Origin of the sequence: Paenibacillus sp. FSL M7-0802 (assembly GCF_038004945.1) — a bacterium.
GTDB lineage: Bacteria > Bacillota > Bacilli > Paenibacillales > Paenibacillaceae > Paenibacillus > Paenibacillus polymyxa_B.
Genome location: NZ_JBBOSD010000001.1, coordinates 4,737,818 through 4,760,154 on the forward strand (window position 1 = coordinate 4,737,818; position 22,337 = coordinate 4,760,154).

General features: G+C 42.2%; 18 protein-coding genes and 2 pseudogenes. 14 read left to right on the plus strand and 6 right to left on the minus strand.

What is annotated here, in order from left to right:
* The first annotated feature begins 168 nt into the window (after positions 1-168).
* Complete coding sequence (locus MHB54_RS21750; protein ID WP_264454743.1) at positions 169-1,704, plus strand: right-handed parallel beta-helix repeat-containing protein; 1,536 nt, start codon at positions 169-171, stop codon at positions 1,702-1,704.
* 234 nt (positions 1,705-1,938) lie between these two features.
* Here MHB54_RS21750 and MHB54_RS21755 read toward each other — a convergent pair whose 3' ends face one another.
* Complete coding sequence (locus MHB54_RS21755; RefSeq protein ID WP_023989563.1) at positions 1,939-3,249, minus strand: amidohydrolase family protein; 1,311 nt, start codon at positions 3,247-3,249, stop codon at positions 1,939-1,941.
* 156 nt (positions 3,250-3,405) lie between these two features.
* On the opposite strand from MHB54_RS21755, the gene MHB54_RS21760 reads away from it, so the two are divergent.
* Positions 3,406-3,834: a MarR family winged helix-turn-helix transcriptional regulator gene (locus MHB54_RS21760; protein WP_023989562.1), complete on the plus strand. Its 429-nt coding sequence runs from the start codon at positions 3,406-3,408 to the stop codon at positions 3,832-3,834.
* Between the two features lie 119 nt (positions 3,835-3,953).
* Positions 3,954-4,301, plus strand: a complete 348-nt coding sequence (locus tag MHB54_RS21765; RefSeq protein WP_013311231.1) for a DUF2294 domain-containing protein — start codon at positions 3,954-3,956, stop codon at positions 4,299-4,301.
* 104 nt (positions 4,302-4,405) lie between these two features.
* Here MHB54_RS21765 and MHB54_RS21770 read toward each other — a convergent pair whose 3' ends face one another.
* Complete coding sequence (locus tag MHB54_RS21770) at positions 4,406-4,834, minus strand: DUF4395 domain-containing protein (RefSeq protein ID WP_023989561.1); 429 nt, start codon at positions 4,832-4,834, stop codon at positions 4,406-4,408.
* A 247-nt stretch (positions 4,835-5,081) separates the two neighbouring features.
* Here MHB54_RS21770 and MHB54_RS21775 point away from each other — a divergent pair.
* From MHB54_RS21775 to MHB54_RS21785, 3 genes and pseudogenes are all read left to right on the plus strand, one after another.
* A pseudogene (locus MHB54_RS21775) lies at positions 5,082-5,818 on the plus strand (tRNA(His) guanylyltransferase Thg1 family protein).
* A gap of 2 nt (positions 5,819-5,820) precedes the next feature.
* Positions 5,821-6,273: an AAA family ATPase gene (locus tag MHB54_RS21780; protein ID WP_023989560.1), complete on the plus strand. Its 453-nt coding sequence runs from the start codon at positions 5,821-5,823 to the stop codon at positions 6,271-6,273.
* Between the two features lie 10 nt (positions 6,274-6,283).
* Positions 6,284-7,114, plus strand: a complete 831-nt coding sequence (locus tag MHB54_RS21785) for a hypothetical protein (RefSeq protein WP_023989559.1) — start codon at positions 6,284-6,286, stop codon at positions 7,112-7,114.
* Between the two features lie 58 nt (positions 7,115-7,172).
* Here MHB54_RS21785 and MHB54_RS21790 read toward each other — a convergent pair whose 3' ends face one another.
* Complete coding sequence (locus tag MHB54_RS21790; RefSeq protein ID WP_023989558.1) at positions 7,173-7,661, minus strand: hypothetical protein; 489 nt, start codon at positions 7,659-7,661, stop codon at positions 7,173-7,175.
* 306 nt (positions 7,662-7,967) lie between these two features.
* Between MHB54_RS21790 and MHB54_RS21795 the strand changes: the two genes are divergently transcribed.
* From MHB54_RS21795 to MHB54_RS21810, 4 genes are all read left to right on the plus strand, one after another.
* Positions 7,968-9,449, plus strand: a complete 1,482-nt coding sequence (locus tag MHB54_RS21795; RefSeq protein ID WP_264454744.1) for an Ig-like domain-containing protein — start codon at positions 7,968-7,970, stop codon at positions 9,447-9,449.
* Positions 9,450-9,721: 272 nt separating this feature from the next.
* Complete coding sequence (locus MHB54_RS21800) at positions 9,722-11,191, plus strand: hypothetical protein (RefSeq protein WP_076295478.1); 1,470 nt, start codon at positions 9,722-9,724, stop codon at positions 11,189-11,191.
* Between the two features lie 210 nt (positions 11,192-11,401).
* Entirely contained in the window at positions 11,402-12,280 is an 879-nt protein-coding gene (locus tag MHB54_RS21805; protein ID WP_023989555.1) for a hypothetical protein, read from the plus strand.
* 193 nt (positions 12,281-12,473) lie between these two features.
* The gene (locus MHB54_RS21810) at positions 12,474-17,060 is read left to right on the plus strand and encodes a fibronectin type III domain-containing protein (RefSeq protein ID WP_023989554.1); all 4,587 of its coding nucleotides are present in this window, start codon (positions 12,474-12,476) and stop codon (positions 17,058-17,060) included.
* Between the two features lie 55 nt (positions 17,061-17,115).
* On the opposite strand, the gene MHB54_RS21815 is transcribed toward MHB54_RS21810, so the two are convergent.
* Entirely contained in the window at positions 17,116-17,625 is a 510-nt protein-coding gene (locus tag MHB54_RS21815; protein WP_264454745.1) for a discoidin domain-containing protein, read from the minus strand.
* 146 nt (positions 17,626-17,771) lie between these two features.
* Between MHB54_RS21815 and MHB54_RS21820 the strand changes: the two genes are divergently transcribed.
* Together MHB54_RS21820 and sigK are read left to right on the plus strand one after the other, a co-directional pair.
* A complete protein-coding gene (locus MHB54_RS21820; RefSeq protein WP_226887735.1) occupies positions 17,772-18,101 on the plus strand; it encodes a hypothetical protein in 330 nt (109 codons plus the stop codon).
* Between the two features lie 282 nt (positions 18,102-18,383).
* Positions 18,384-19,085 carry an RNA polymerase sporulation sigma factor SigK gene (gene sigK / locus MHB54_RS21825; RefSeq protein ID WP_013311218.1) on the plus strand — a complete coding sequence of 234 codons (702 nt, stop codon included), beginning with the start codon at positions 18,384-18,386 and terminating at the stop codon, positions 19,083-19,085.
* A gap of 601 nt (positions 19,086-19,686) precedes the next feature.
* Here sigK and MHB54_RS21830 read toward each other — a convergent pair.
* Both MHB54_RS21830 and MHB54_RS21835 read right to left on the minus strand, forming a co-directional pair.
* A complete protein-coding gene (locus MHB54_RS21830) occupies positions 19,687-20,661 on the minus strand; it encodes an alpha/beta hydrolase (RefSeq protein WP_264454746.1) in 975 nt (324 codons plus the stop codon).
* Positions 20,658-21,287, minus strand: a complete 630-nt coding sequence (locus tag MHB54_RS21835; RefSeq protein WP_023989549.1) for a TetR/AcrR family transcriptional regulator — start codon at positions 21,285-21,287, stop codon at positions 20,658-20,660. The genes MHB54_RS21830 and MHB54_RS21835 overlap by 4 nt, the downstream gene beginning before the upstream one ends.
* Before the next feature lie 230 nt (positions 21,288-21,517).
* On the opposite strand from MHB54_RS21835, the pseudogene MHB54_RS21840 reads away from it, so the two are divergent.
* Together MHB54_RS21840 and MHB54_RS21845 are read left to right on the plus strand one after the other, a co-directional pair.
* A pseudogene (locus MHB54_RS21840) lies at positions 21,518-21,607 on the plus strand (RNA polymerase subunit sigma-70); the annotation flags it as partial.
* 250 nt (positions 21,608-21,857) lie between these two features.
* On the plus strand, positions 21,858-22,319 hold the full coding sequence (locus MHB54_RS21845) for a DUF523 domain-containing protein (protein ID WP_023989548.1): 462 nt from the start codon (positions 21,858-21,860) through the stop codon (positions 22,317-22,319).
* The last annotated feature ends 18 nt before the right edge of the window (positions 22,320-22,337 follow it).

Here is a 22,337-nt window from a genome sequence, read left to right on the forward strand (position 1 = left end):
ACCCTGCGATTACTAAAACGCAGGGTTTCTTGTTTCTTTCGACAGCGATTACGGTGACCTCCCGGTCCTTGGTATGGCGCATTAGGTTGCACTAATGGCCGATGCTATAGAACAGATTTAGTGGAATTATGGTACAATTTACAAGAAAAATAAAGGGGGATGAGGAACATGAAGAAATTCGGGCAAATGTTTCTGGTAGGTTTAGCCATGGTTTTCGGGCTTGGTCTGGTGGCCGGAAATGTGCAACCTCCCGTCGCTTCCGCGGCCGGTACAGAATATTATGTGGCCACGAGCGGCAGCGACTCTAATGCCGGAACGAACGATGCGCCGTGGAAGACGTTGCAGCACGCGGCTGACGTGGCTCCTGCGGGCAGCACGGTTTACGTCCGAGGCGGCGTGTACAAGCAGAAATTAAAGATTACCCGCTCTGGCTCCGCTTCGCAGGGTCCAATTGTGTTCACCAACTATGGGACAGAGACCGCCATTATTGATGGCAGCGGACTTTCGGTCAGCGGGAACGAAGGGCTGATCGAACTGGCCGATGTCAATCACGTTACCGTTCAGGGGTTTGAAATCCGTAATTTTACCACTGCTTCCAAGAACACGGTGCCCGTAGGTATTTATGTCCACGGTTCGGGCGGCTTCATTAATCTGTCCAACAACAAAATCCATGACATCAAAAACACGGTCACCCCGACCGGCAAAGATCGGCTGGGCCGGGACGCTCACGGTATCGCTGTTTATGGCACGAAAGCTCCGGCTTCGATTCACGACCTTACGATCAGCGGTAATGAGCTGTACAATCTCGTGCTGGGCTCCAGCGAATCGCTCGTTTTAAACGGCAACGTGGACGGCTTTGCGGTGACCGACAACCTCATTCACGATAATGACAACATCGGGATTGATCTGATCGGTTTTGAGGGAACTGCGCCGAATACTGCTTACGATCAGGCGCGAAACGGGCTAGTGAAGGGCAACCGGGTGTACAATAATTCTGTTCAAAATAACCCATCTTACAAGAGCGATGACAACTCGGCCGGTGGTATTTATGTGGATGGAGGCAAGGACAGTATTATCGAGCAGAATTACAGCTACAACAACGACATCGGCGTCGAAATGGCCTCTGAGCATGCCGGCAAAGCCACCAGCAATATTACAGTCCGCAGCAACGTGATATATAACAACCGGCTGACTGGTATTGCCATGGGCGGTTACAATGAGGAGCGCGGCTCAACGGTAAACTGCAAGATCGTGAACAATACGCTATACAAGAACGATACATTTGACGACGGAAGCGGCCAGCTTTTGGTTCAGTACGATACGCGAAACAATGTGATCAAAAACAATATTTTCGTGGCCAGCTCCACAGATATGCTGATCTCCAATGGATACACCAAAAATTCCGGCAATGTTGTGGATTATAACTTATACTTTGCTCCGAGCGGCAGTTCGGAAGCTAACTGGATCTGGAAAAATAAAGAGTATACGGGATTCTCCGCGTACAAATCGGGGACCGGCAACGATACGCATTCTCTGTTTGCCGATCCTAAATTCGTGAATGCCGCGAACAGCGACTTCCATTTGCAGTCTTCGTCACCGGCGATCGATGCCGGGAACACGGACCGTGCCATCATTGGAACACTGGATATTGACGGGAAGCCCAGAGTACAGGGAGCCGCGGTGAACATCGGTGCCTACGAGTAAGCCTTATATTTTATGACTAGTGCATAGCGAATCTATGTGGGGCCGCTGCTTGTACGTTTTTACAATGTTCCTTGCAATTAAAACACCTTCAAAGAGAATCCCCATGTCGTAAGATATGAGGATAAACTTTGGAGGTGTTTTTGCGTTGGCAACAAGATTAAGCTATCCTCGGAAAGTAAAAATGGAAGTCGTACAAATGAGATTAGATGGTTGTTTCTGTTCGAGAGGCTCTGATTAACATAGTTGTTGTACACCTTTGAACCATACGGACTTGATCGACAAGGTATCCGAGATGTTGGTTGTCGGATCACCGTTTACTAGTATAAGGTCAGCGAGCGCACCTTCGGTAATACAGCCGCGATCGTAAAGCCCAAAGCAACGGGCCGGTTTCGCAGTAGCCGACTGAAGCGCTTCTATGGGAGTAAATCCGGCCTCAACCAGCAATTGCATTTCATGATGAACGCTGGCTCCATGAGCAAGACCGCCAAGATTGGGAACAGGAACGGGGGCGACATCCGTCCCGACCAGAATATCCACACCGGCACGGTGAAGATCCATCACATTTTTAAAGCTATTCTCCAAATTGCCTTGCGGGAAAGTATGGAAGCTTGAGTTCAAAATATCGATCCATTCTGGACTTAATTTGGAATAAACACGTGAATCATTCGCCAATTCTGATGCCGGATTTCCCAGAATGGATGAGTTCAATACTAAGCACGGTATAACAAATGCGCCTGAATCCGCTATGGATTTCACCAACTCGGATGTGCATTCGGGCCTGTCGAGAAATAAGTGACCCAATCCGTCGACTCCCATATCGATGGCGGTTTGCGAAGAATCAGCCGTCAAGACGTGGGCTATGACAATTTTATCGAATTTATGGGCTTCTGCCACGGCTGCTTTTAAAATCTCGTCGCTTAAAATAGGTAGTCCAGGGGCACCCAAGACCGTCCCTTCTTCAATCATGATTTTAATATAGTCGGCGCCACTCTCCACCTGGGTATGCACATGTTTGATCGCTTCTTCCACTGTCGTCACTTGGGGCACCTCTTCGTGATCGTGAGCGTAGGCGGCTAGCATAGCTTCCCGGTCTTCCTTAGGTAACTTCTCCAATTCCTTTAATACGAACTCCGGAATTTCATCCTCATCCTGCAATAATTCATCCGGATGACCACCTGGAGCAGTGATCGCTGTGCCGGCAGAACGGACTTCGGCGACGTCATTCACGTTTTTCAACTGGATCTTGCGCCCTCTTTCTGTAAAACTGCCGTTCATTTCGAGTTCTGTCGTGACGCCGAATTTTAAAGCATCTCGTAACCCACCGATTGAAGTGTGGACATGCGCATCAATCAGGCCGGGCAATAATGTCGCATTTTCCCCATCGATGATCGTTGCATGTGTCGGAAGGTCTCCGCCTACCGAAATAATGGTTTCCCCATGGATGACAACATTTCTGGGCTCAATAACTTTTTCACCATCGAAAATACGTACATTCGTAATCGCTGTAACTTTTTCTACCGTAGAGCTTTGAGTTACATTCTTCATGTCGTTCCTCCTTAGTGTTCAATCTTAAACACTTAGAATTCTAACTATTAGTTTTATAACTGTCAATAAACTAATTTTCATTTGACAAACAGTTTAGAGATTTATATAGTTTATTTACTGACAATTAGACTTCTAATAATTTGAGGAGATATGATTATGAAAACCCAAAAGGATACGGTTTATCTGGATTTGTTTCAGATTATTGGTCTTAAGTTAAAGAAAAGAGCGGACGAGAGCATAAAAGAGTTGGGATTAAATGCTCAACAAGGAAAAATGATTAAATATATCTACGAGAATCAAGAAAATGATTTAATTCAGAAGGATCTTGCCGATCGGTTTCATCTGCGCGGAGCCAGCATTACAAGCATACTTCAAGGTCTTGAGCAAAAAGGATTCATCGAGCGCAAAATCCCGGCCAATAATGAACGGCAAAAAAATATTTATGTTTTACCAAAAGCCATTGAATTGATTGAAGCTTTTAGTGACTCTTTCCAAAAGGTGGAGGACGAAATTGTTCAAGCCCTGACCGAAGAGGAGAAGCGAATTTTAGAGGAAATGTTAATCAAAATTAATGAACGCTTATAATTGCAGATAAAATCATGTTCCAAAAATCACTTTCGCTAGTCTCTGTTTTATATGATAGGAATCGGTTATGATGGAAATAGTAATAGGGATTTTAGTAGATTTTAGGAGAGCGGTGCGATATGAGAAGGGAAACGGGTTTTAACGAAATTATTCGAAAAGTACGTAAAGAGCTGTTTGGGAAAGGCCCGGAACGCATACATACGACCTTTGTAGATAATATGGCTATCACGATGCTGTATGGAAATTTAACCCCATCTGAAAAGTTTCTAGCACAAGAAGAATCCGGGAAAGAGATGGTGCATGCAGCCCGAACCAAAATGGTTCAAAAAATATATCCCACACACTTCAATAAAGAACTGGAGGATTACATGGATTCCCGGCTGCTGCACCTCTTTTCAGATATTAAAGTGGAGGAAGATATAGCCATCTCCGTTTTTGTATTTGAAGATAATATTACTGCAAAATAAAAAGAAGGCGGAACCGACATAGCATCCATATTGTCGGAGAGTTCGGCTGCACCTTCGATTTAATTAACGATGTCCTAATGGAATGAAAAGAGAGCTGTTTCTGTTTACACGTTTTTTCTTCTTCGATATTGATATTGGGACCATTGGTAGAGAACAAAACATCCTATGCAAAAACCAAGGATAGCCACCAAGGCCGCCACCAGGACCATGGCCGAGAATACATAAGCGACAATACTCCACTGGAGCATAAATCCTACCCAAGCGACCAACAGAAAAAAGACGGCAAGAAGCTGATTAAACCTTTGCTGCTCTCGGTCCTCCTGCACATACGAGGAGGGGCTTTTCTTCAAGAAAAGCTTGGCTATCCGCATTACTGGATTGAAGTTAAAAAGGACGCCGAGCAACCCCGCGATAAGAGGAATAACTAGCACCCCATATCCCCCTGTAATCCAAGTAAAAACTACAGATAAAACAATTACCCATTGATTAGCCCTGACTAACGGACGCGGAATGGAAGATGGATTTTGGCTCATATATATCATCCTTTTCATATCGGAATAAAGTAAAAACTGAAATTATTATAGCCTAACATTTGGAGAATAGATACCAAGAAAAAATGAAAGACTCTGCAAGTCCATCTGCTAAGTTTTTTTGTCTTTCTTAATTCCTAGCGATGTATCAGCCAATTTGTTACAATTCTTATATATGTCAATTGGGGAAGATAGACATTGTTTTACTCTATGCGCAAATCACGGATCATGAAAGGAACCTACATAGTTTATGAAAAGAAATGATTTTGGAAATAGGATGAAGGAATATGAAAATGCCTATAGATTAAGCCTACCACGCCGTTTACCCGTAATCATCAGAATTGATGGTGCGCATTTTCATACCTTTACACGTGGGATGACGAAACCTTTTGATGAGAAACTAATTTTTGCATTATGGGAGACGTGTAAATATTTGGCCTATAACATTATGGGATGTAAACTGGTGTATCATCAGAGCGATGAAATTTCATTGCTTCTTACGAATTATGACAAATTAACGACGCAATCCTGGTTTGAAAATAATCTTCAAAAGATGGTGTCCATATCTGCTTCTCTGGCTACAGCCAAATTTAATGAGGAAATCCAAAAGGTTTACCCAGGTCAGCCTTTAGCCACTTTTGATGCAAGAGCATGGGTCTTGCCCCAGGATGAGGTTACAAACTACTTTCTATGGAGACAGCAAGATGCTACTAAAAACAGCATTTCTATGGTGGCTCAAGCCCATTTCAGGCATTCAGAATTAGAAGGATTGAACGGAAATCAGCTACAAGACAAGCTTTTTGTGGAAAAGGGCTAAACTGGAACGATATTCCAGTCTGGCAAAAGCGGGGAATTTGCATTACCAAACAACAGTACAACAAAGGCGAAGCCGTCAGAAGCAAGTGGGATGTTGATCATGAGACACCGATTTTTTCACAGAATAGAGATTATATTAACCAATATGTATACTTGGACAAGGATGTGTAGATTTGGAATGTGTCATTTTTATAGGAATTCAGGCTTCGGGCAAGTCGACATTTTATAAAGAACATTTCTTCAAAACACATATGCGAATAAACCTTGATATGCTTAAAACACGGAATAGGGAAAATATTTATCTACATGCCTCCATCGAAACAATGCAGCGCTTTGTTGTAGATAATACAAATGCCACTGTTATAGAACGGAAGAAATATATAGATGCTTGTATAAATAAGGGATTTAAAATTATTGGCTACTATTTTGAGCCCGATTTTGCAGAATCTATTAAGCGTAATGAGCAGCGCACAGGCAAAGAGTATATTCCTGAAATCGGTATTAAAAGTGTAATGAGTAAACTAGAGATCCCAAGCTACGAAGAAGGATTTGATGAACTCTATAGTGTGATTTCCAATGAAGGAACGTTTCAGATCAGAAGGCTGCCGGAAAACCATTCAATATAGGGGGAGTACCATGAACATACCTGAGAGATTCATCAAACGTTTTCCAGCATACGAGGACGTATTTGCCAGCGATCTTGAACATCATCGCAAGCACTTTCTGCCGATTTGCTCGATTAATCTTCAGTTTTTATTCCCGGAGCAGGACGAGTGGCTGCATTTTGTTTCCGTAAAAGAAATACACGAAGGCTGTGTGGGTGAAAATACTCAGCAATTTCATACCTCATATACCAAGGAAGATATGCTGGGTTTCGATGTAATTGACGGCAAATACAAATTTGAAGCGGACTGGAATTATTTTAGCCTTCATCAGAAAGAGCAATTGGAAGCCACCTATGAAGCGCTGAAATCTACCGGGGATAAAGCGTACCTACGTATGAAGAGAGAAGTTATGGCGTTGGACGGACTGGAACAGGTGTATATGGCTAATGAACAAGACTACCAAGCTCGCAAAGCATTTTTCCTGGAAAACAATAAAATTTATCCATATTCCTCCTTTGGGGAGGCCCAAAAGCCTGTGGAAGAGCTCACCCGTGATTTTGAGGAAAAGCAATCCAGCGGTTGGGGGCTGAGTTTCCCTGAAGTTAACGGAATTTTGGATGATATCGCTTTTCAGTCTGACAAGGCTCAAAGTTATATCAAGGAATATGACGAATCTCTGGAAGAGATGCTCCAGTTCGAGCAAACCAATCTGCTTCATGTGCCTAAATGTCCCAATGGTGAGACTTTTGCCTATATCGGTTCCATTACCGGGTATTATTTTCAAGCGTGTGGGGCGGATACCGTCTATTTATTTTACGACCAAGAATTAAGTAAAGCGGTAATTTGCTTCGAATATTCATAAGTGAGAATTTTGCAAAATCCTGAAGTATAAAAAAAACTCCCATAAAGGGAGTTTTTATTTATTTCTTATTCATCTCCACATCATGCTCTTTAGCAAGTGTGTTGACTTGTTCACCAAAATCTCTGAATAGCTTTCTACCTTCGCTGAGCTTGGTGTTACTTTCATTGACTAAGTTCAGATCCTGTTTATCCAACGCATCGAGCATCTTAATGAAGGCTTCCTTTTGAGTACTAGCGGCCTTGATGTAGGTTTCGTGGACGGCTCTTACCTCAGGAGTTTCCGTCTTTACAGCTTCTAACTTATCAACAAATTTGGTGTATTCCGGGATGATATCGTCTTTTAAAGCATTATATAGTGTAACATCATCTGTAAAGTTATCTCCAGTCACAGCTTCATACTTATCAGTAACTGCTTTTTCATCTTGTGCCAAAGGAAGCATTCCATCATTTACATACGTGATTAAATCTTTTTTTATCGGATCGGTAGAGCAGGCTGCCAAAATGGAGAAGCAACATAATACTAACATAAACACGCTAAGTTTTTTCATCTGTATTCCCCTTTTTTATGTATGTTATGGGTAATTCGATTTATTTAATAGTCTTAAAGAACTATCCATATTATTTGATTATATCGTATAAATAAGAGAATGGTAGGATTTTTATGGTAAAATAGTGTCAAAATTAAGTTGATTAACCTAAACCTATTCACATGGAATTACAAATAAGAATTTTTTAAGAAGTATATTCCATTTGAACCAGAATTACTTTATGATAGAAAAGGACATCCTAGAATTTCCCTGTATATATTTGGGGAATGGTTGATTTTTTTAATACATTTGAGAGGAGATTTCAGTATGCAAAGATTTAAAAAGGTGGTTTCAGTTACACTAAGCTCAATGCTCCTGCTTTCATTCGGTATGACGGCGAACGCGAGTGCAAGCCCAGAGGTGAAGACGGATCAAACGATTCAAACAGTTTCCAATGTGCAGCTAACAACTGATAAGGAAAGTGTTATTGAACAATTAACACGCGCGGACAAGCCTGCCAGTATCACAGATTCGGTGTACACCATTACAGAAAATATTAACTTGGCGACACCACAGAAATCTGTATTGAAAAAGAGAGTTACCCCTTCGCTCAAAGCCAGTGCAAACTCAGTATCATCTAAAGCCGCAGCGACCGTAGCGACGGCGTCCACTGCTACATATTCCGGTACGATTACAGAAGAGGGAGGCACACAGTTTTTATATCCGATCTATTTGCAGCCGGGTGAATTGTTACAGGCTCAGTTGGATGGTCCATTTTCAGCCCAGCTTGACTATGACTTATACCTGTATGAGTTTGATATGGCGACAGGCGATATTAATTCCAATCCCATAGACGTTTCCAACTACGGGAATTATGTTAACAATTATGAGCAAGGAGCTGCTTCTCTTCCTGAAAACGTAGGAGCTCGCAACTCGATCGGAGCTGAAAAGGCTTACGCGCTTGCGGTTCATGCCAAGAAGGGGGCTAGCATCAATGACCTTTTCTATTTAACTGTAGCTGTAAGCTCCAACTATGATGCCTATGAGCCCGATGACAGTGCCTTTCATGCTTATAATTTTACGGTTAACGACAAAGGCTCCTCGATTAACTTCCGCACCATCCATTCCGCTAAAGACAACGATTGGTATCAAGTTACAGTGCCGGCCAGTCGTAATTATGATGCATTAAATGTGAAGCTGGACAGCACTTCGGAAAGCTATGGGTACAAAGCGGAAGTATATGCAGCTCTTACTGGCAATCAAATGGTGCTTCTACCGCAAACCAATCATAATGTTACCCTAAACACAGGGATCTACTATGTACGAGTGCACAGCACAAGTCAGTATTCAGCCGACCATTTGTATACACTATCGATTAAACCAGTGCTTCGAGCTGGCAAAATTGAAATTACCGGCTATAACTCCAATGGCTATTATGATTATCCGACATATTCTTACGGTCGTCATTATCGTATTAACGGAGGCAGCAGTCTGATCGTGAACGGTGTTGTGAAAACAACAGATGGTCAACTGGTTCCCAATGCTCCTGTCACGGTCGTATGGCTGGATAAGAACTGGAGCGAGAGCAGCGGTAACCGTACGAGAACGGCTTCTACGTACACCGATGATAGCGGTAAATTCAGTGTGACCCTTTCTCTTCCACAATCGACAGGAAAAAATGTAGATTATATAAGTGAAATTGGTTCCACACACTACTATGATCTTACAGGAGTTGCCGCTCAGGTCGATGGAACTTCGATTAGTGCGACGGACATTGTTTATCTGTTTGCTTATAGCTTGAGAAATTAAGATATGCTTTAATGTAGTTTTGATTCATGAGAGTCGCTTTTTTTGAATGGTTAGCTGAGGCTTTCCATTTCTGAAAGAGCGACTTTTCATGTTTATTCACCAAGAATAAGAAAATGGTCTTGTTTTCATAGATTACAAATAGAAATTGTTTTGCATAATATATTCCAATAGAACCAAAGATGATTTATGATAGAGCCATACAGCCTAGAAATCACCCTGGTTTATCCGGGGATAGCGGGAATTCCTTAAACTATTTGAGAGGGGATTTCAGTATGAAGAGGTTCAAAAAGGCTATTGCAGTGATGTTAAGCATGATGCTCCTGTTTGCTTTCGGAATGACTGCGAATGCGAGTGAAAGCACGGAGGCTGCATCGGATCAAGCGATTAAGGCGGAATCCGAGATTCAGCTAACAACTGGAAATGAAGACGTGATTAAGCGTTTAACGCGAGCAGACAAGCCAGACAACGTTACGTCTTCGGTTTATGTCATGCAAGAAAATCTCAACTTCAAGACACCAGAGACAACATCATTGAAAAGGGAACCCATTTCTTCGCTGAAGGCAAACCCAATGGCTGCATCAGCCACAGTTTCCTCTGCTACGTATTCCGGTACGATTACGCAAGAGGGAGGCACACAATTTTTATATCCGATCTATTTGCAGCCTGGTGAATTGTTGCAGTCCCAGTTGGATGGTCCATTTTCAGCCCAGCTTGACTATGACTTATACTTATATGAGTTTGATATGACGACAGGTGACATTAATCCTAATGCCATTGACGCATCCACCTATGGTACTTATTTTAACAATTATGAACAGGGGGCTGCCTCACTTCCTGAGAACGTAGGAACCCGTAACGCTACCGGATATGAAAAGGCATATGCGATTGCTGTTCATGCCAAAAAGGGTTCCAGCATCAATGATCCTTTCTATCTAACGGTCGATACAAGCTCCAGCTACGATGCATATGAACCAGATGAGAGTGCTTTCCATGCCTATAACTTTACCTTTAGTACGGGCGGTTCATCGCTTAATTCACGCTCCATTCATTCAGGCATTGATAATGACTGGTACCAAGTTACGATCCCTGCCAGCCGCAATTATGATGCTTTGAACGTAAAGCTTGATAGTGTTTCGGACGGTTATGGCTACAAAGCGGAAGTCTACGGAGCTCTTACAGGAAACCAAATGGCGCTTTTGCCGCAAACGAACCATAATGTCAGCTTAAATACAGGAACCTACTATGTGCGAGTGTACACAACCAATCAGTATTCACCCAATCATTTATACACACTTACACTGAAGCCAGTGCTTCGGGCTGGCAAAATTGAAATTACCGGCTATGATTCTGTTAATGGTCCTAATGATTATCCGAACTACTCATATGGTCGTCATTATCGGGTTAATCAACGCAGCAACCTTACCGTGAAGGGGGTAGTTAAGACAACTGATGGTTATCCAGTGGCAAATGCGCCTGTTGATGTGACTTGGTTGAATCAGAACTGGACTGAAAGCAGCGGAAATCGTACTCGTACAGGCACAGCTTATACGGACCAGAATGGAGCCTTTAGTGTGACTCTTTCCCTGCCATCTTCCACTGGAAGTATAGCGGAATACCTGTCTGGAGCCATCAGTTTTACACACTACTATGATCTATCAGGGGTAGCCGTTCAGGTGTCAGGTACTTCGATTATAGACACAGATATTGTATATCACTTTGCCTATAGTATTTATGGCGGCTGATGGACGGGTTAAGCTAACACTTAAGGTAACTTGTTGCTTGAATATTTTATATCTGAAACAAAAGTAGTTCGTTTCAATATTTGTTCAATTTTAGGACAAAGCATATGTTCATTCCATATATGCTTTGTCCGATATATATAGAAACAGGGTCACATTACACTATACATACGCCTTAGATTGCCTGTTACAAACATGACAGGAGGAAATAGAATGAATTTTGGACCTCTTAGAGCACAGCAAGCGATTCTTAATGCAAGTAGCTTACGGATCAATCCGACAAGCAAGCAAGCTCCACCACCCCAGCTTCATGAAGAACAGGTCTCCAGAGTGGTAGTTCAAGACTCCGTGGAGATTAGTGAAGCCGGTAGACAGTTGGCGGAAGGAGCTATTGTATCACAGGCTGCCAAGTATTTCGGTACAACACAGATCAATGATTCATTAAACCGGGTTTTGGAAGGTCAGCCAGAAGAAGTGTCTAATGCAGTGTACAGTATGATTGAATCTAATTTTATCGTCGACGGAACAGTAACGGATGAGAGTCAACGAGCTGTGCTGCTGGAGATGGGAGTTACTCAATCCAAGTATATTGCCGATCATTACATGGAAGGCGACAAGGCCAAAGAGTTTCTGGAAACCATGAACCAGATTGCTAGTATTGCTTTGACACGATCCACTGATCCAGAGACCGGAGATATTAGCTACACGACTCCAATAGATCGTCCGTCAGGTGCTCCTGAGGATTATGTCAAGCTGTCGGAAGTGATGAAGCAGGTTGATCCTCAAAAATATACTGCGTACATGAATGATATTAAAGGTGGAGGAAATGGGCTGAGCCAACTGTTAAATTTTGCGCAAAAGGTTCCTCAACATCCCGATTGGATTGAGAAATACAAGGAACGTACGGGACAGAACGCAGAGTTGCTCAATAACACACCGCTAAACAATCGGTTTGACAAAGCGGATACGACATCAGCTTCTGCTTTTATGAACAGTATGCAAAATCTTCTTAAGGAATCTTCCGCTACTCAGGATTCTTACATGCAGAATATGCGAGGATTTTTTCGGAACTTAGGCGTTCAGGTCCATTAACACTTTCAAATAATTTGTCAGTTCTGTTTACAACTTGCTTGGAACGAAGTATAATAGCTTCAAAACATACTCGTGATATAGAGGAAGCACCTCAAACTTAGGCATTAACGCCTTCGTTTGAGGTGCTTTTTCTATTTTATCCGAAGCGAGTTTGTAAAACTCTTTGAAAATAAAATAAAGTAAGGAGAAGTGTATGTATCGAAAAAATAAGCGAAAGGTAAGGAAGTATAGGAAGTGGGTGTACGGATTTTTGGCTGTAGTCCTACTATTAACGATAATTCCCATATTTCCGGAAAGGGTATCAGCTGCTACTCAGGAGATCATGGGAGGACCTTTTTGCCAAAACAATTTGCCGGGTGGAGGCGACAGTTGGGGCTCTTGGTCAGGAAGTGGGATAGGAGCAACGGAAGTATACACTGGCATGGGTTCGGCCAGGTATAAATGTGATGGTACTACGCAGCCGACAAATCGTTTTATTGATATTGGAAGATCTATTAAGACTTCTGATTATAGAATTTTTGTTTACATTGAAGGGTCGTATCATACTGATATATATACATCTAATAACGCAGCAGGCGACAGTTGGAGGCCTAACGGAACGAACTTATACACATGGACTAATGTAACGAAATTCTATGCCGATAGATTTTACCAGGGAAAATGGATAGATATCACCGACTCTATTACATTAAGGGATGTTCGATATTTCAGAGCGATGGGAACTAACCAACAGACAAGCAATGAAATATCCAAGTTTGGAATCCGTGTTATTCCCAAATCGGACCTAATGCCTAAACCACCTCAGATCCATGCAGGTACAGAGGGACAAGCGATTACAGGATGGACCAAAGAACCCGTAACCGTGTGGATAAATGGGGACGTGGCTCCTGAAGGGCTAAAATACTATGAATATAGCCTGAATGGAGGAGCATTCCAGCCATACACAGGTCCCTTTACTGTATATGATCACGGTGTAAATACGATCTATGCCCGGACAGTAGACGTGAATAACCAGTATAGTGGTCTTTCTTCCGGGAATGTCCGAATAGACAAGATGTCACCAACTCCACCCATCCTAAACGCAACGGGAAACAGTAATGACTATACGATTTCATTACAACCGGGAACAGACGATTATTCTGGACTAGCCCATACTCAATTTCGTTTGACGGGCGTTGTGAATCAAGATTGGCAGGACTATGATGGAGTGTTTCATGTGAATAAAGATGGCAAAAGCACGGTACATGCACGCTCCATTGACGGCGTCGGTAATGTGAGCCAAGAAGTAAGCAAAGAAGTCACCATTGATAAAAAGGGACCGACTGCTCCTGTCATCCGGGCTAGTGAAACAGGCCCAACGAACCATGATGTGAATATTACCATTGATTCAGGAAGTGACCTTACAAATGGAATTAAGATGACACAGTATCGCTTGGGCCCATTAGGGGAATGGCAGACATACAATGGCACTTTTACATTAAACGCAGAAGGGATTTACGAATTATCAGCGCGGACGATCAATAATCTCAACGTGTCTAGTCCAATCGTGACTCAATCGGTCATGATTGATCGAACCAAGCCAACGCCTCCGAAAGTTACGTTTTCCGAGGTGACGATACCTACCGGATATACCAATAAGCCAGTGCAGTTTACTCTATCGGGTGCGACGGATACTACAGCAGTACATTATGAATATCAATTGGGTTCTGGCACCTATGTGTCTGGTTCGTCTGGAATATTAAATGGTTCGGGTATCGTAAAATTGACTGCTCAAGCTGTAGATTCAGCTGGGAATCGAAGTGATCCAGTATCCGCAATATCTTATATTGATTTGGAACCACCGACGATCCAACTGATGCCGGATTCGCGTGAATGGAAAGATACCCATATTCATGTGAGGATACGATATGCCGATCAGCATTCGGGGATTGAGTCATCCACAATGCAGTATAAAATCACGAACAGCCCTGATTCACCAGAAAACTGGGATGTTGCAGCCGATACAACAATCCAGATGGATCTTTCAGATGAAGGTGAATGGTATGTTCATGCCAAGGTCAAAGACAGGGTGGGTAACATTTATGAAACGGTCAGCAGTGCACTTCGCATTCAAAGGCAGCCCCAGTCGGTTGTGCTCTCTGCGACATCCATACGAAATACAGAAGCTGATTTGCAGTGGACTCTCCCGTCTGGTCTTGATAATGGTTACGTTTATACAGTCCGAAATCTAACAACTAATGAGGTTTGGGATGTTACGCATCCGACAAATTCTTTTACAGATAGAGGGCTACAAGGAGGACGGCAATACGAATATGAAGTCCGTTCTAGTAATCATGTAGGAGGCAATGCCTATTCCAATCGAGTCCATATATTAACGTTACCTGATGCCCCTGAGCATGTCCAGTTACGACCTGTCTCTCGTCATTCTGCAGAAATCATGGCTGACTTTACGCCAGTCTCATCAGCTAACAAATATAATATTACAGCAGCAGACGTAAGTACGGGAGAAATCATATTTAAGGATACGGTTACACAGGATGTGTATAATCCAATTACGGGAATGAAGCCTGGTAAATATTACGATGTTTCTGTATCAGCTATTAATGACACTGGAGAGGGTACAGCAAAGCATGTATCTTTTTTAAGTCTACCAGACAGCCCGAACGGATTTCGGAATGTAACTGTAAGAGAAGATGGAATCGACTTGAAGTGGAATTCTGTAATCACTGCCACCTACTACGCCCTAGAACGTGACGAAGTATCGGTTTATAACGATGTGTATACAGAATTCACCGATACTGATCTTCAGGCGGGAACAGAGTATGGTTATAACGTTTCCGCTGAAAATGCAACAGGATTCGGAGACTATGCCCATCTGGGAGTTATCACTTTACCTGATCGAGTAACGACATTATCGAGTGTGACGAAGGATGTGTATGCTATCGGTGTTTCGTGGCAGGATGTGCAGGGGGCTGAAGGATACATCTTGAATGTTAACGATGAACCGAAGGTGCGGGTTGCGCGTGGTATCCATTCTTATACGTTTGAGGGCTTGCCTGCTGGTAGATCTGCCAATATTAAAATACGAGCCTACAATCGAAGTGGCACGGGTGAAGATACATCTATCAACGCATTAACACTACCTGATTCGGCTATACAACTTGCAGCTGAAGATGTTCGCGAGCACGATGCCACATTGATATGGGCCCCGGTTGATGGGGCAACTCAATATAAGGTAACGATCAACGGTCAAAATTATTATAGTACGGAACCACGTGTGGTTGTTTCTGGTTTAACAGGTGGGAGAAACTATGATTTTCAAGTGAGCAGTGGGAACAGTAGTGGTTTCAGCCAGCCAGCGTTGGGTGACCTGCTGACACTTCCTCCTGAAGTACAAAATGTTAATGTTACAGCACTTGAGGGTGGCCAGATTTCACTGAGCTGGGAAGAAATCAAGAGCGCTTATCAATATACTGTAACCCGTAAAGATACGGGGGAAGTTTTTAACACCAGAGATGCTCATATTAAACTTTCAGATATCCAGCCTGGTATGATTTACTCGTTTGGTATACAGGCTGTGAATACAACGGGGGAAGGTAATACAGCTCCCTTCACGTATCGCGCTTTACCAGGTCAAATACCAGACAATAGATTGACAGTGAAAGAAGTAACAGATACCGATTTGGTTGTTACGTGGAAAGAAGCTTCGGGTGCAGATGCTTACAATGTCTACCAAAACGAGGTGCTTATCGGTCATACGACCACCCATGAATTTAAAGTAGATGGATTGGACAGTTCTACAGTGTATCGTATTACCATTAAGCCAGTGAACACAAGTGGTGAAGGTAAGCAGACAGAAGGTCAGGTCGAGACGCTGCCGTCTCCAGCGTTTGCGTTTTTGAAGACGGAAACAACGAATAGTGAATTTATCATCCATTGGGAATCAGACCATGAGAATGATATTTTCGTCCTTGCCAGTGAAGGAGGAACAGAGCTATATCGTGGTAAGGATCGAAGCTATATCTGGAGACAACTTAAAGAGAAGCAGTTGTATACAGTTCAACTTTGGGCAGAAAATAGTCAAGGAAAACGCACAGAGGCAAAACAAGCGCATGGAAAAACAACGGGTAATACTGTGGACGTAGGTGGCGGAGCAGGAGGGGCGGAGAGTGTAAAACCGATTCAGCCTGTTATAAAGGAACCGATAGAAACAGAGCACATTCAGGATTCAACCGTTGAGAAGAAGCCAAATCATTTTAGTGACATTGATCGGATATTTAATAAAGAAAAAATAAATGTGCTTGCCGATTTGGGTATAGTAAAGGGAATAACCCACACGCTGTTTGAGCCGAACAGACCTGTAACGCGTATGGAGTTCACTTCTATGCTGGTCCGTTCCTTGAAATTACCGCTCGAAACAGATGTGACTTTAGGTTTCGAGGATATCAATCCATCGGCGTGGTACGTTGATCTTCTCAAAACGGCGATTAAAGATCAGGTCGCTCGCGGGTTTAGTAATAGAGAATTTGGCCCAGATCGGGTCATTAACCGTGAGCAGGCGGCTAAAATGGTGAATAACATTATCAAGGCTACACCACAGCAAGAAAGCAGTGCATACTCGGATTCCTCTCAAATTGTCGAGTGGGCCAGAAAGGATGTACTTGGTCTAACGGAGATAAATTTAGTACAAGGATATCCAGATGGTAGCTTTCGGGCCAAGCAGGAGGTCACACGTGCGGAAGCGGCTGAGATGATTTATAACATGCTTCAAATGAAATAGAACGAATCAAGGGGCGGCGTTGGCCAGCCCCTTTTTTTGTGTGTACTAACTTAACTTATTCCGCAATAGCGGGGTTTATATTGGATGCTCTGTAGGCAGGAACACCATTAATGAGTGCGGTTTTTAGCTGAATATATCGTATACCATAATAGGAGGTTGTACTACTCATCCCAGATGAAAGTACAGTTATTTTATAATATGAAAAAGGAATCTCATTACTAAATTGATAGGTTGTTTTTGCAATGGTTGGCAAAGCTTCGACTTCACCTAACCTAAACCAGTTTTCTCCGTCATTAGAGCCGTGAAAAGAAAATGAAAGTATAAAAGCTCGAGAAGATGGCTGAGCTAAAAGAATATCATTGATCGTCTTACCTGTATCTAATTTGAAGATGATTTCTCCACCTTTACCGCTTAAACTACTTTCCCAATATAGATTATTATCGATTAAAACATTTTTCGGAAAAGTATTTTTAGAATCTCCGTTCGTTGAAACATTTTCCTCTGCTATAACAACAGGATCCACGGAAAAAGTATAGTCGTCTGGATTTTGACTGAATTTTGCCATGTTGAAATTCCTCCTTAAGTTTAATTTTTGAATGTGTCGAAAAGGTTGATTCATATCATTTATATGAAACTCTCTATGAATATATTCCTTGATGATGGAATGTATACTAGTTATACACTTATTATTTGGGAGATGGCATTTTCCCTTTGGATTGGGAAGTTTGTTTTAGTACTGTTGAGGAATATAAAAGAAAATTATTTGAGAAGTACACCGCTTCCCAAGAATATAATGATTTTGTAATAGGTGGATTTAATGTGCTTACCGACAAAATAGATGCGATTCTGAATTATGCTTTAGAGAACTTTCGAAAAGAATTTCCTCATAATTATGAGTTGCGTTGTCCGGCTATGATATTTCCGTTGCCAAGAGGCGATGAAAGTAATGGTGCTGAGTTTGCTATTATTTTAAAACGAGATGAAGATGGAGATACAATGGTCTATTCGCCACTTCCATTGTCATATCTAGAAAGAAGTTAATACTCTACTGAAAGAAAATGGGGAAACCAAGTGATGAATAATGTAAAGCGTATCCCGGGTTTTCCTCTGGCTATATGGAGTGCGTTGATTTGTGTCGAAGAGATCTCTATGCTTCGAATTAAGTATTGGAGGTTGCTCCAGAAAGATATCCGGCAAATTGTTACGGAGCAGTTTTCGGAGTACAGGCACGGATGGGCACCTGCCTACATACAATAAACAGACCGCAAGCCCGGTAAGTAACAAAGGCCGGTAAGTTCGCAACTACCTCAGGAGGTGTCATCCGTGCCCGGACTATTTAGCGCTATCGCTCTGTTCATCAAGGAATTGACGCTACTCGTTTCCTACGTGAAAAACAACGCCTTTCCGCAGCCATTGACTGAGAAAGAGGAAGCTCGACACCTAAAGCTGTTTGCCGAAGGCAATGCACACTCCCGTAACACACTCATTGAGCATAACCTACGGCTGGTGGCCCATATTGTGAAAAAATTCGATAACACCGGCGAAGATTTGGAGGATCTTATATCCATCGGCACCATCGGACTGATCAAGGCCATTGAAAGCTTTCAGACCGGGAAAGGCACCAAGCTGGCAACATTTGCAGCCCGTTGTATAGAAAATGAAATCCTGATGCATTTGCGATCTCTGAAAAAAACACGCAAAGACGTATCTCTCCACGATCCTATAGGGACTGATAAGGAAGGAAACGAAATTACTTTGATTGATATCCTCGGCACCGAGGCGGACGATATTGTAGATAAAGTACAACTTAAAATCGAGAAGAGTAAAATCTATCGCAACCTGGATATTTTAGATGAGCGTGAAAAAGAAGTGGTGATTGGCCGTTTCGGCCTGGAAGCCGGAGGAGAGGAACGAACACAGCGGGAAATTGCCAGAGAGCTGGGGATTTCGCGTTCGTATGTGTCCCGCATTGAAAAGCGTGCATTAATGAAGCTGTACCATGAATTTTACAAGCAGAAGGGGTAATGGATAAGGAGATATATGAAGCCGCTTGAGGCCCTTAACAGGGCCTTTTTAGGTCTTTTTCATAGTTCAATTACTTGCTTCTTTTCAGAGGCGTGTTTAAATTGCATCCCCCTCTGCCCATCCAATATTCTTATATAAGGTTATCCTATAAAAACAACTGCTCCTTTACGCTGAAAAGCGCTAGGCAATTTTTCTATAAGTGTGGTTACTCGTTCAATAAGCTTTAATTCCCGAATATCTTTAATACTGTCAAGATGGGAAATATCAGATGAACTATTCTTTGTTGCTCATGTAGAGAACGCGTTGTTTTCTAGTTCATTAATTCGATTCCGGGTCTTTGTTCAAATGATCTCTAAAAAGGATCTTCTCCTGACCAGTGAACAGCATACGCTTGTCTTTTTGTTTTTATCAACATGCTCAGTACTCGTACACTGTTTTTTTTCGCTTAAATAATAACTATTTTGCTATGTATTTTCATTTAAAACGCAAATAAAAGCCTGTAGTGTTTTTCTACACTACAGGATAAAAATGCTTGATATTATTGGGTATTTTCACTTCATCAGGACAAGCTCCTTCGCTAGTTGGCTCTCTTGGATTGAATTTATTTTCCTACATACTCATCCAAAAAGCGATCTACTCTTTTGAAATATTCAGTGGGGTAATGGTTGATGGCATCGATGTGCTCCGTATTTTGCGGGTACCATACTTCTGCTTTTGGGTTATCTTTTAAGGACTCGTAAATAATTTCTGTATTTTTATAACTAATTTGCTGATCTCCAGTACCATGAATAAGCATAACTGGCTTGTCTTGCATCTTTTTTACCGCATCCATAGGAGATATGGAATCAAGATCAACCTTAAAGGCCCAATTTGCCATCCATGTCGATGTATAACTGAATGGAAACGCAGGTAAACCTGAAAAGAAGGGCAAACCCTCTCTCAGAAATAGACCAGCATTACGAAAAGGACTATCTGCAATTACGGCTTTGATGTCATCATTTTCATTTGCGGCCAGCAAAGTAGTAGCAGCACCCATTGAAAAGCCAATAACTCCAATGTTATCACCCGTATGGTCTCTCGATTTTAAATAGCTTACAGCTCCTAGCAAATCGTATTTTTCATTGAGGCCCAGTGTAATCAAATCACCATCGGATTTACCTTGTGAGCTGAGGTCAAATGCCAATACATTGTAGCCTTTCGGAACGAAATGCTCTACTAACTTTTGGGTCCGCCCTTTGACTAAACGATTGCTCGTATATCCATGGACGACAATAATCGTCTTATTACTTTCTTTACTAGAAAGACCACTTGCAGGAAAGAAGGAGCCTCTAATCGTATTATCATTTTTCAAACTCTTGAACTCGACCTCTTCGTAGGGAGTTTTATCGATATTCAATCCGTAGCTGACATTAGTGTCTCTAGGATGGTGCAACAAGGTGTCTACTACTTTATAAGATATAAAAAATATAAGAGCCATCACAAGCAAAAGCACGATCCCTAGGCTCCATAAAATTTTCTTTCGTTTTTTTACACGAACGTTAAATGTCAGATCGGGTTGTAATGATGCCTGACTCATTCAGACTCCTCCAGTTTTTCTTTAGGTTGTATGGGTGCGAACAAATAAAAGGCATGCCCCTTCAGATTTTCCCACTCGGGATGATGAATAATACTTTCTGCAAGAGTTAAGCCCACTCCATTTAAGAAAGAGATATAGGCACGAGAGATCATTGCTGGAGAAAAGCTTTTGTTGAATTCTCCCATTAACTGTCCCTTGGCATAGACGCATTCGATCGCATCTGTCATTACCTTTATACTTTCAAGGACCTTCTGTGTAAGTTCAGGGAATCTTATTCGTTGTCCTAAGACAGATTGAACAAGCCGCAATTCATTTATATAGAAGTAGATATGGTTGAATTGTTCTGCCACCATGTTCTTAATCAATACGCCCGGCGTCTCCTCTTGTTGTAGACAAGCAAGCGATTTCGCCTGAATATCAGCAAGCGGCTCAAGAACAGCGGCGTAGTATAAAGCTTCTTTGCTAGGGAAATATTGAAAAATGGTTCCAGGAGTCACTCCTACACTCTGCGCAATGATTGCCGTTGTGGTATTAGAATATCCACTTTCTGCGAACAGGACAACAGCTTCTTCTAGGATACGTTTACGCCGCTCCAGTCTTTTTTCTTCATTGATGGGTCTTGCCAAATGTATTCCCCTCTCTCTAAACTAAACTTTTATTAATTAAATGATTGATTATTTAATTAATAATATATCTTAAATTACGACTTATAGCAAGAGTGAATTTATCTTACTTACGAGCAGGGTGAACCTCAACAATAAAATTAAGCCGTAGTGCTGCCCAACATGCGCCTCCGGCTTGTTTTTATCAGGTTATTTTGGATGAGTACACGTTCCGCCTTCCTTAAATTTGATAAACCAGTGAAGATTTGGAGGACCTCATATCCTTCGGTACCATCGGACTGATCAAGGCCATTGAAAGTCAAACAGAAGGGATAAATGACAAAGGAGATCCGTTGAACTCCCGCAGTATTTGAAGGCCCTAATCAGGGCCTTTTTTCATTACTTGTATTTCGAACAGAATTCAAAAGGGTATGGGTAGAGCGCAGGATCATGATTATGACATCAGCTGGACGAATAACCTTACGGAACGCGGACGTAGTGGCGAGTCTAAATTTTCGCACGATGACTCTACGAGAAAATTTGTTTATACTTTAACTACTTAATAGTGAATGCAATGGATATGAGGTGGAACTAATGATTCTGGTAAGTTCGTGTTTGGCGGGCATGAAGGTACGATATAACGGGACGGATAGCCTGGATGTACATATTCAGAAGTTGGTAGAGGAAAAGAAGGCTATGACAATCTGTCCTGAGCTTTTGGGGGGCTTTGTGACTCCGAGAGAGCCTGCTGAGATTGTTGGAGGGACAGGGGAGGATGTGCTGAACGGCACAGCCAAGGTGGTCGAGTTTTCAGGCAACGATGTCAGCGATATGTACATTAGAGGTGCGTACGAAGCCCTGAATATAGCCAGAGAGGTTAACGCAAAATTTGTTGTTTTAAAAGAAAATAGCCCGTCCTGCGGATCAGCAGCAATATATAATGGGTCATTCGAAAACCGTAAAATAGCAGGTAACGGGGTAACCTCGGCTTTGTTAAAAAAGGAAGGCTTTAAGGTCATATCGGAAGAACAAATATCGGATATTTTCTTGGATTAAATATGAAATGGTAGATCA

Coding starts and splice junctions, on each gene's coding strand:
- MHB54_RS21845 (WP_023989548.1), top strand. CDS start 21,858: ATGATTCTGGTAAGTTCGTGTTTGGCGGGCATGAAGGTACGATATAAC.
- MHB54_RS21800 (WP_076295478.1), top strand. CDS start 9,722: ATGAAGAGGTTCAAAAAGGCTATTGCAGTGATGTTAAGCATGATGCTC.
- MHB54_RS21815 (WP_264454745.1), bottom strand. CDS start 17,625: ATGGCAAAATTCAGTCAAAATCCAGACGACTATACTTTTTCCGTGGAT.
- MHB54_RS21790 (WP_023989558.1), bottom strand. CDS start 7,661: ATGAAAAAACTTAGCGTGTTTATGTTAGTATTATGTTGCTTCTCCATT.
- MHB54_RS21750 (WP_264454743.1), top strand. CDS start 169: ATGAAGAAATTCGGGCAAATGTTTCTGGTAGGTTTAGCCATGGTTTTC.
- MHB54_RS21755 (WP_023989563.1), bottom strand. CDS start 3,249: ATGAAGAATGTAACTCAAAGCTCTACGGTAGAAAAAGTTACAGCGATT.
- MHB54_RS21795 (WP_264454744.1), top strand. CDS start 7,968: ATGCAAAGATTTAAAAAGGTGGTTTCAGTTACACTAAGCTCAATGCTC.
- MHB54_RS21805 (WP_023989555.1), top strand. CDS start 11,402: ATGAATTTTGGACCTCTTAGAGCACAGCAAGCGATTCTTAATGCAAGT.
- MHB54_RS21810 (WP_023989554.1), top strand. CDS start 12,474: ATGTATCGAAAAAATAAGCGAAAGGTAAGGAAGTATAGGAAGTGGGTG.
- MHB54_RS21830 (WP_264454746.1), bottom strand. CDS start 20,661: ATGAGTCAGGCATCATTACAACCCGATCTGACATTTAACGTTCGTGTA.
- MHB54_RS21765 (WP_013311231.1), top strand. CDS start 3,954: ATGAGAAGGGAAACGGGTTTTAACGAAATTATTCGAAAAGTACGTAAA.
- MHB54_RS21770 (WP_023989561.1), bottom strand. CDS start 4,834: ATGAGCCAAAATCCATCTTCCATTCCGCGTCCGTTAGTCAGGGCTAAT.
- MHB54_RS21785 (WP_023989559.1), top strand. CDS start 6,284: ATGAACATACCTGAGAGATTCATCAAACGTTTTCCAGCATACGAGGAC.
- MHB54_RS21760 (WP_023989562.1), top strand. CDS start 3,406: ATGAAAACCCAAAAGGATACGGTTTATCTGGATTTGTTTCAGATTATT.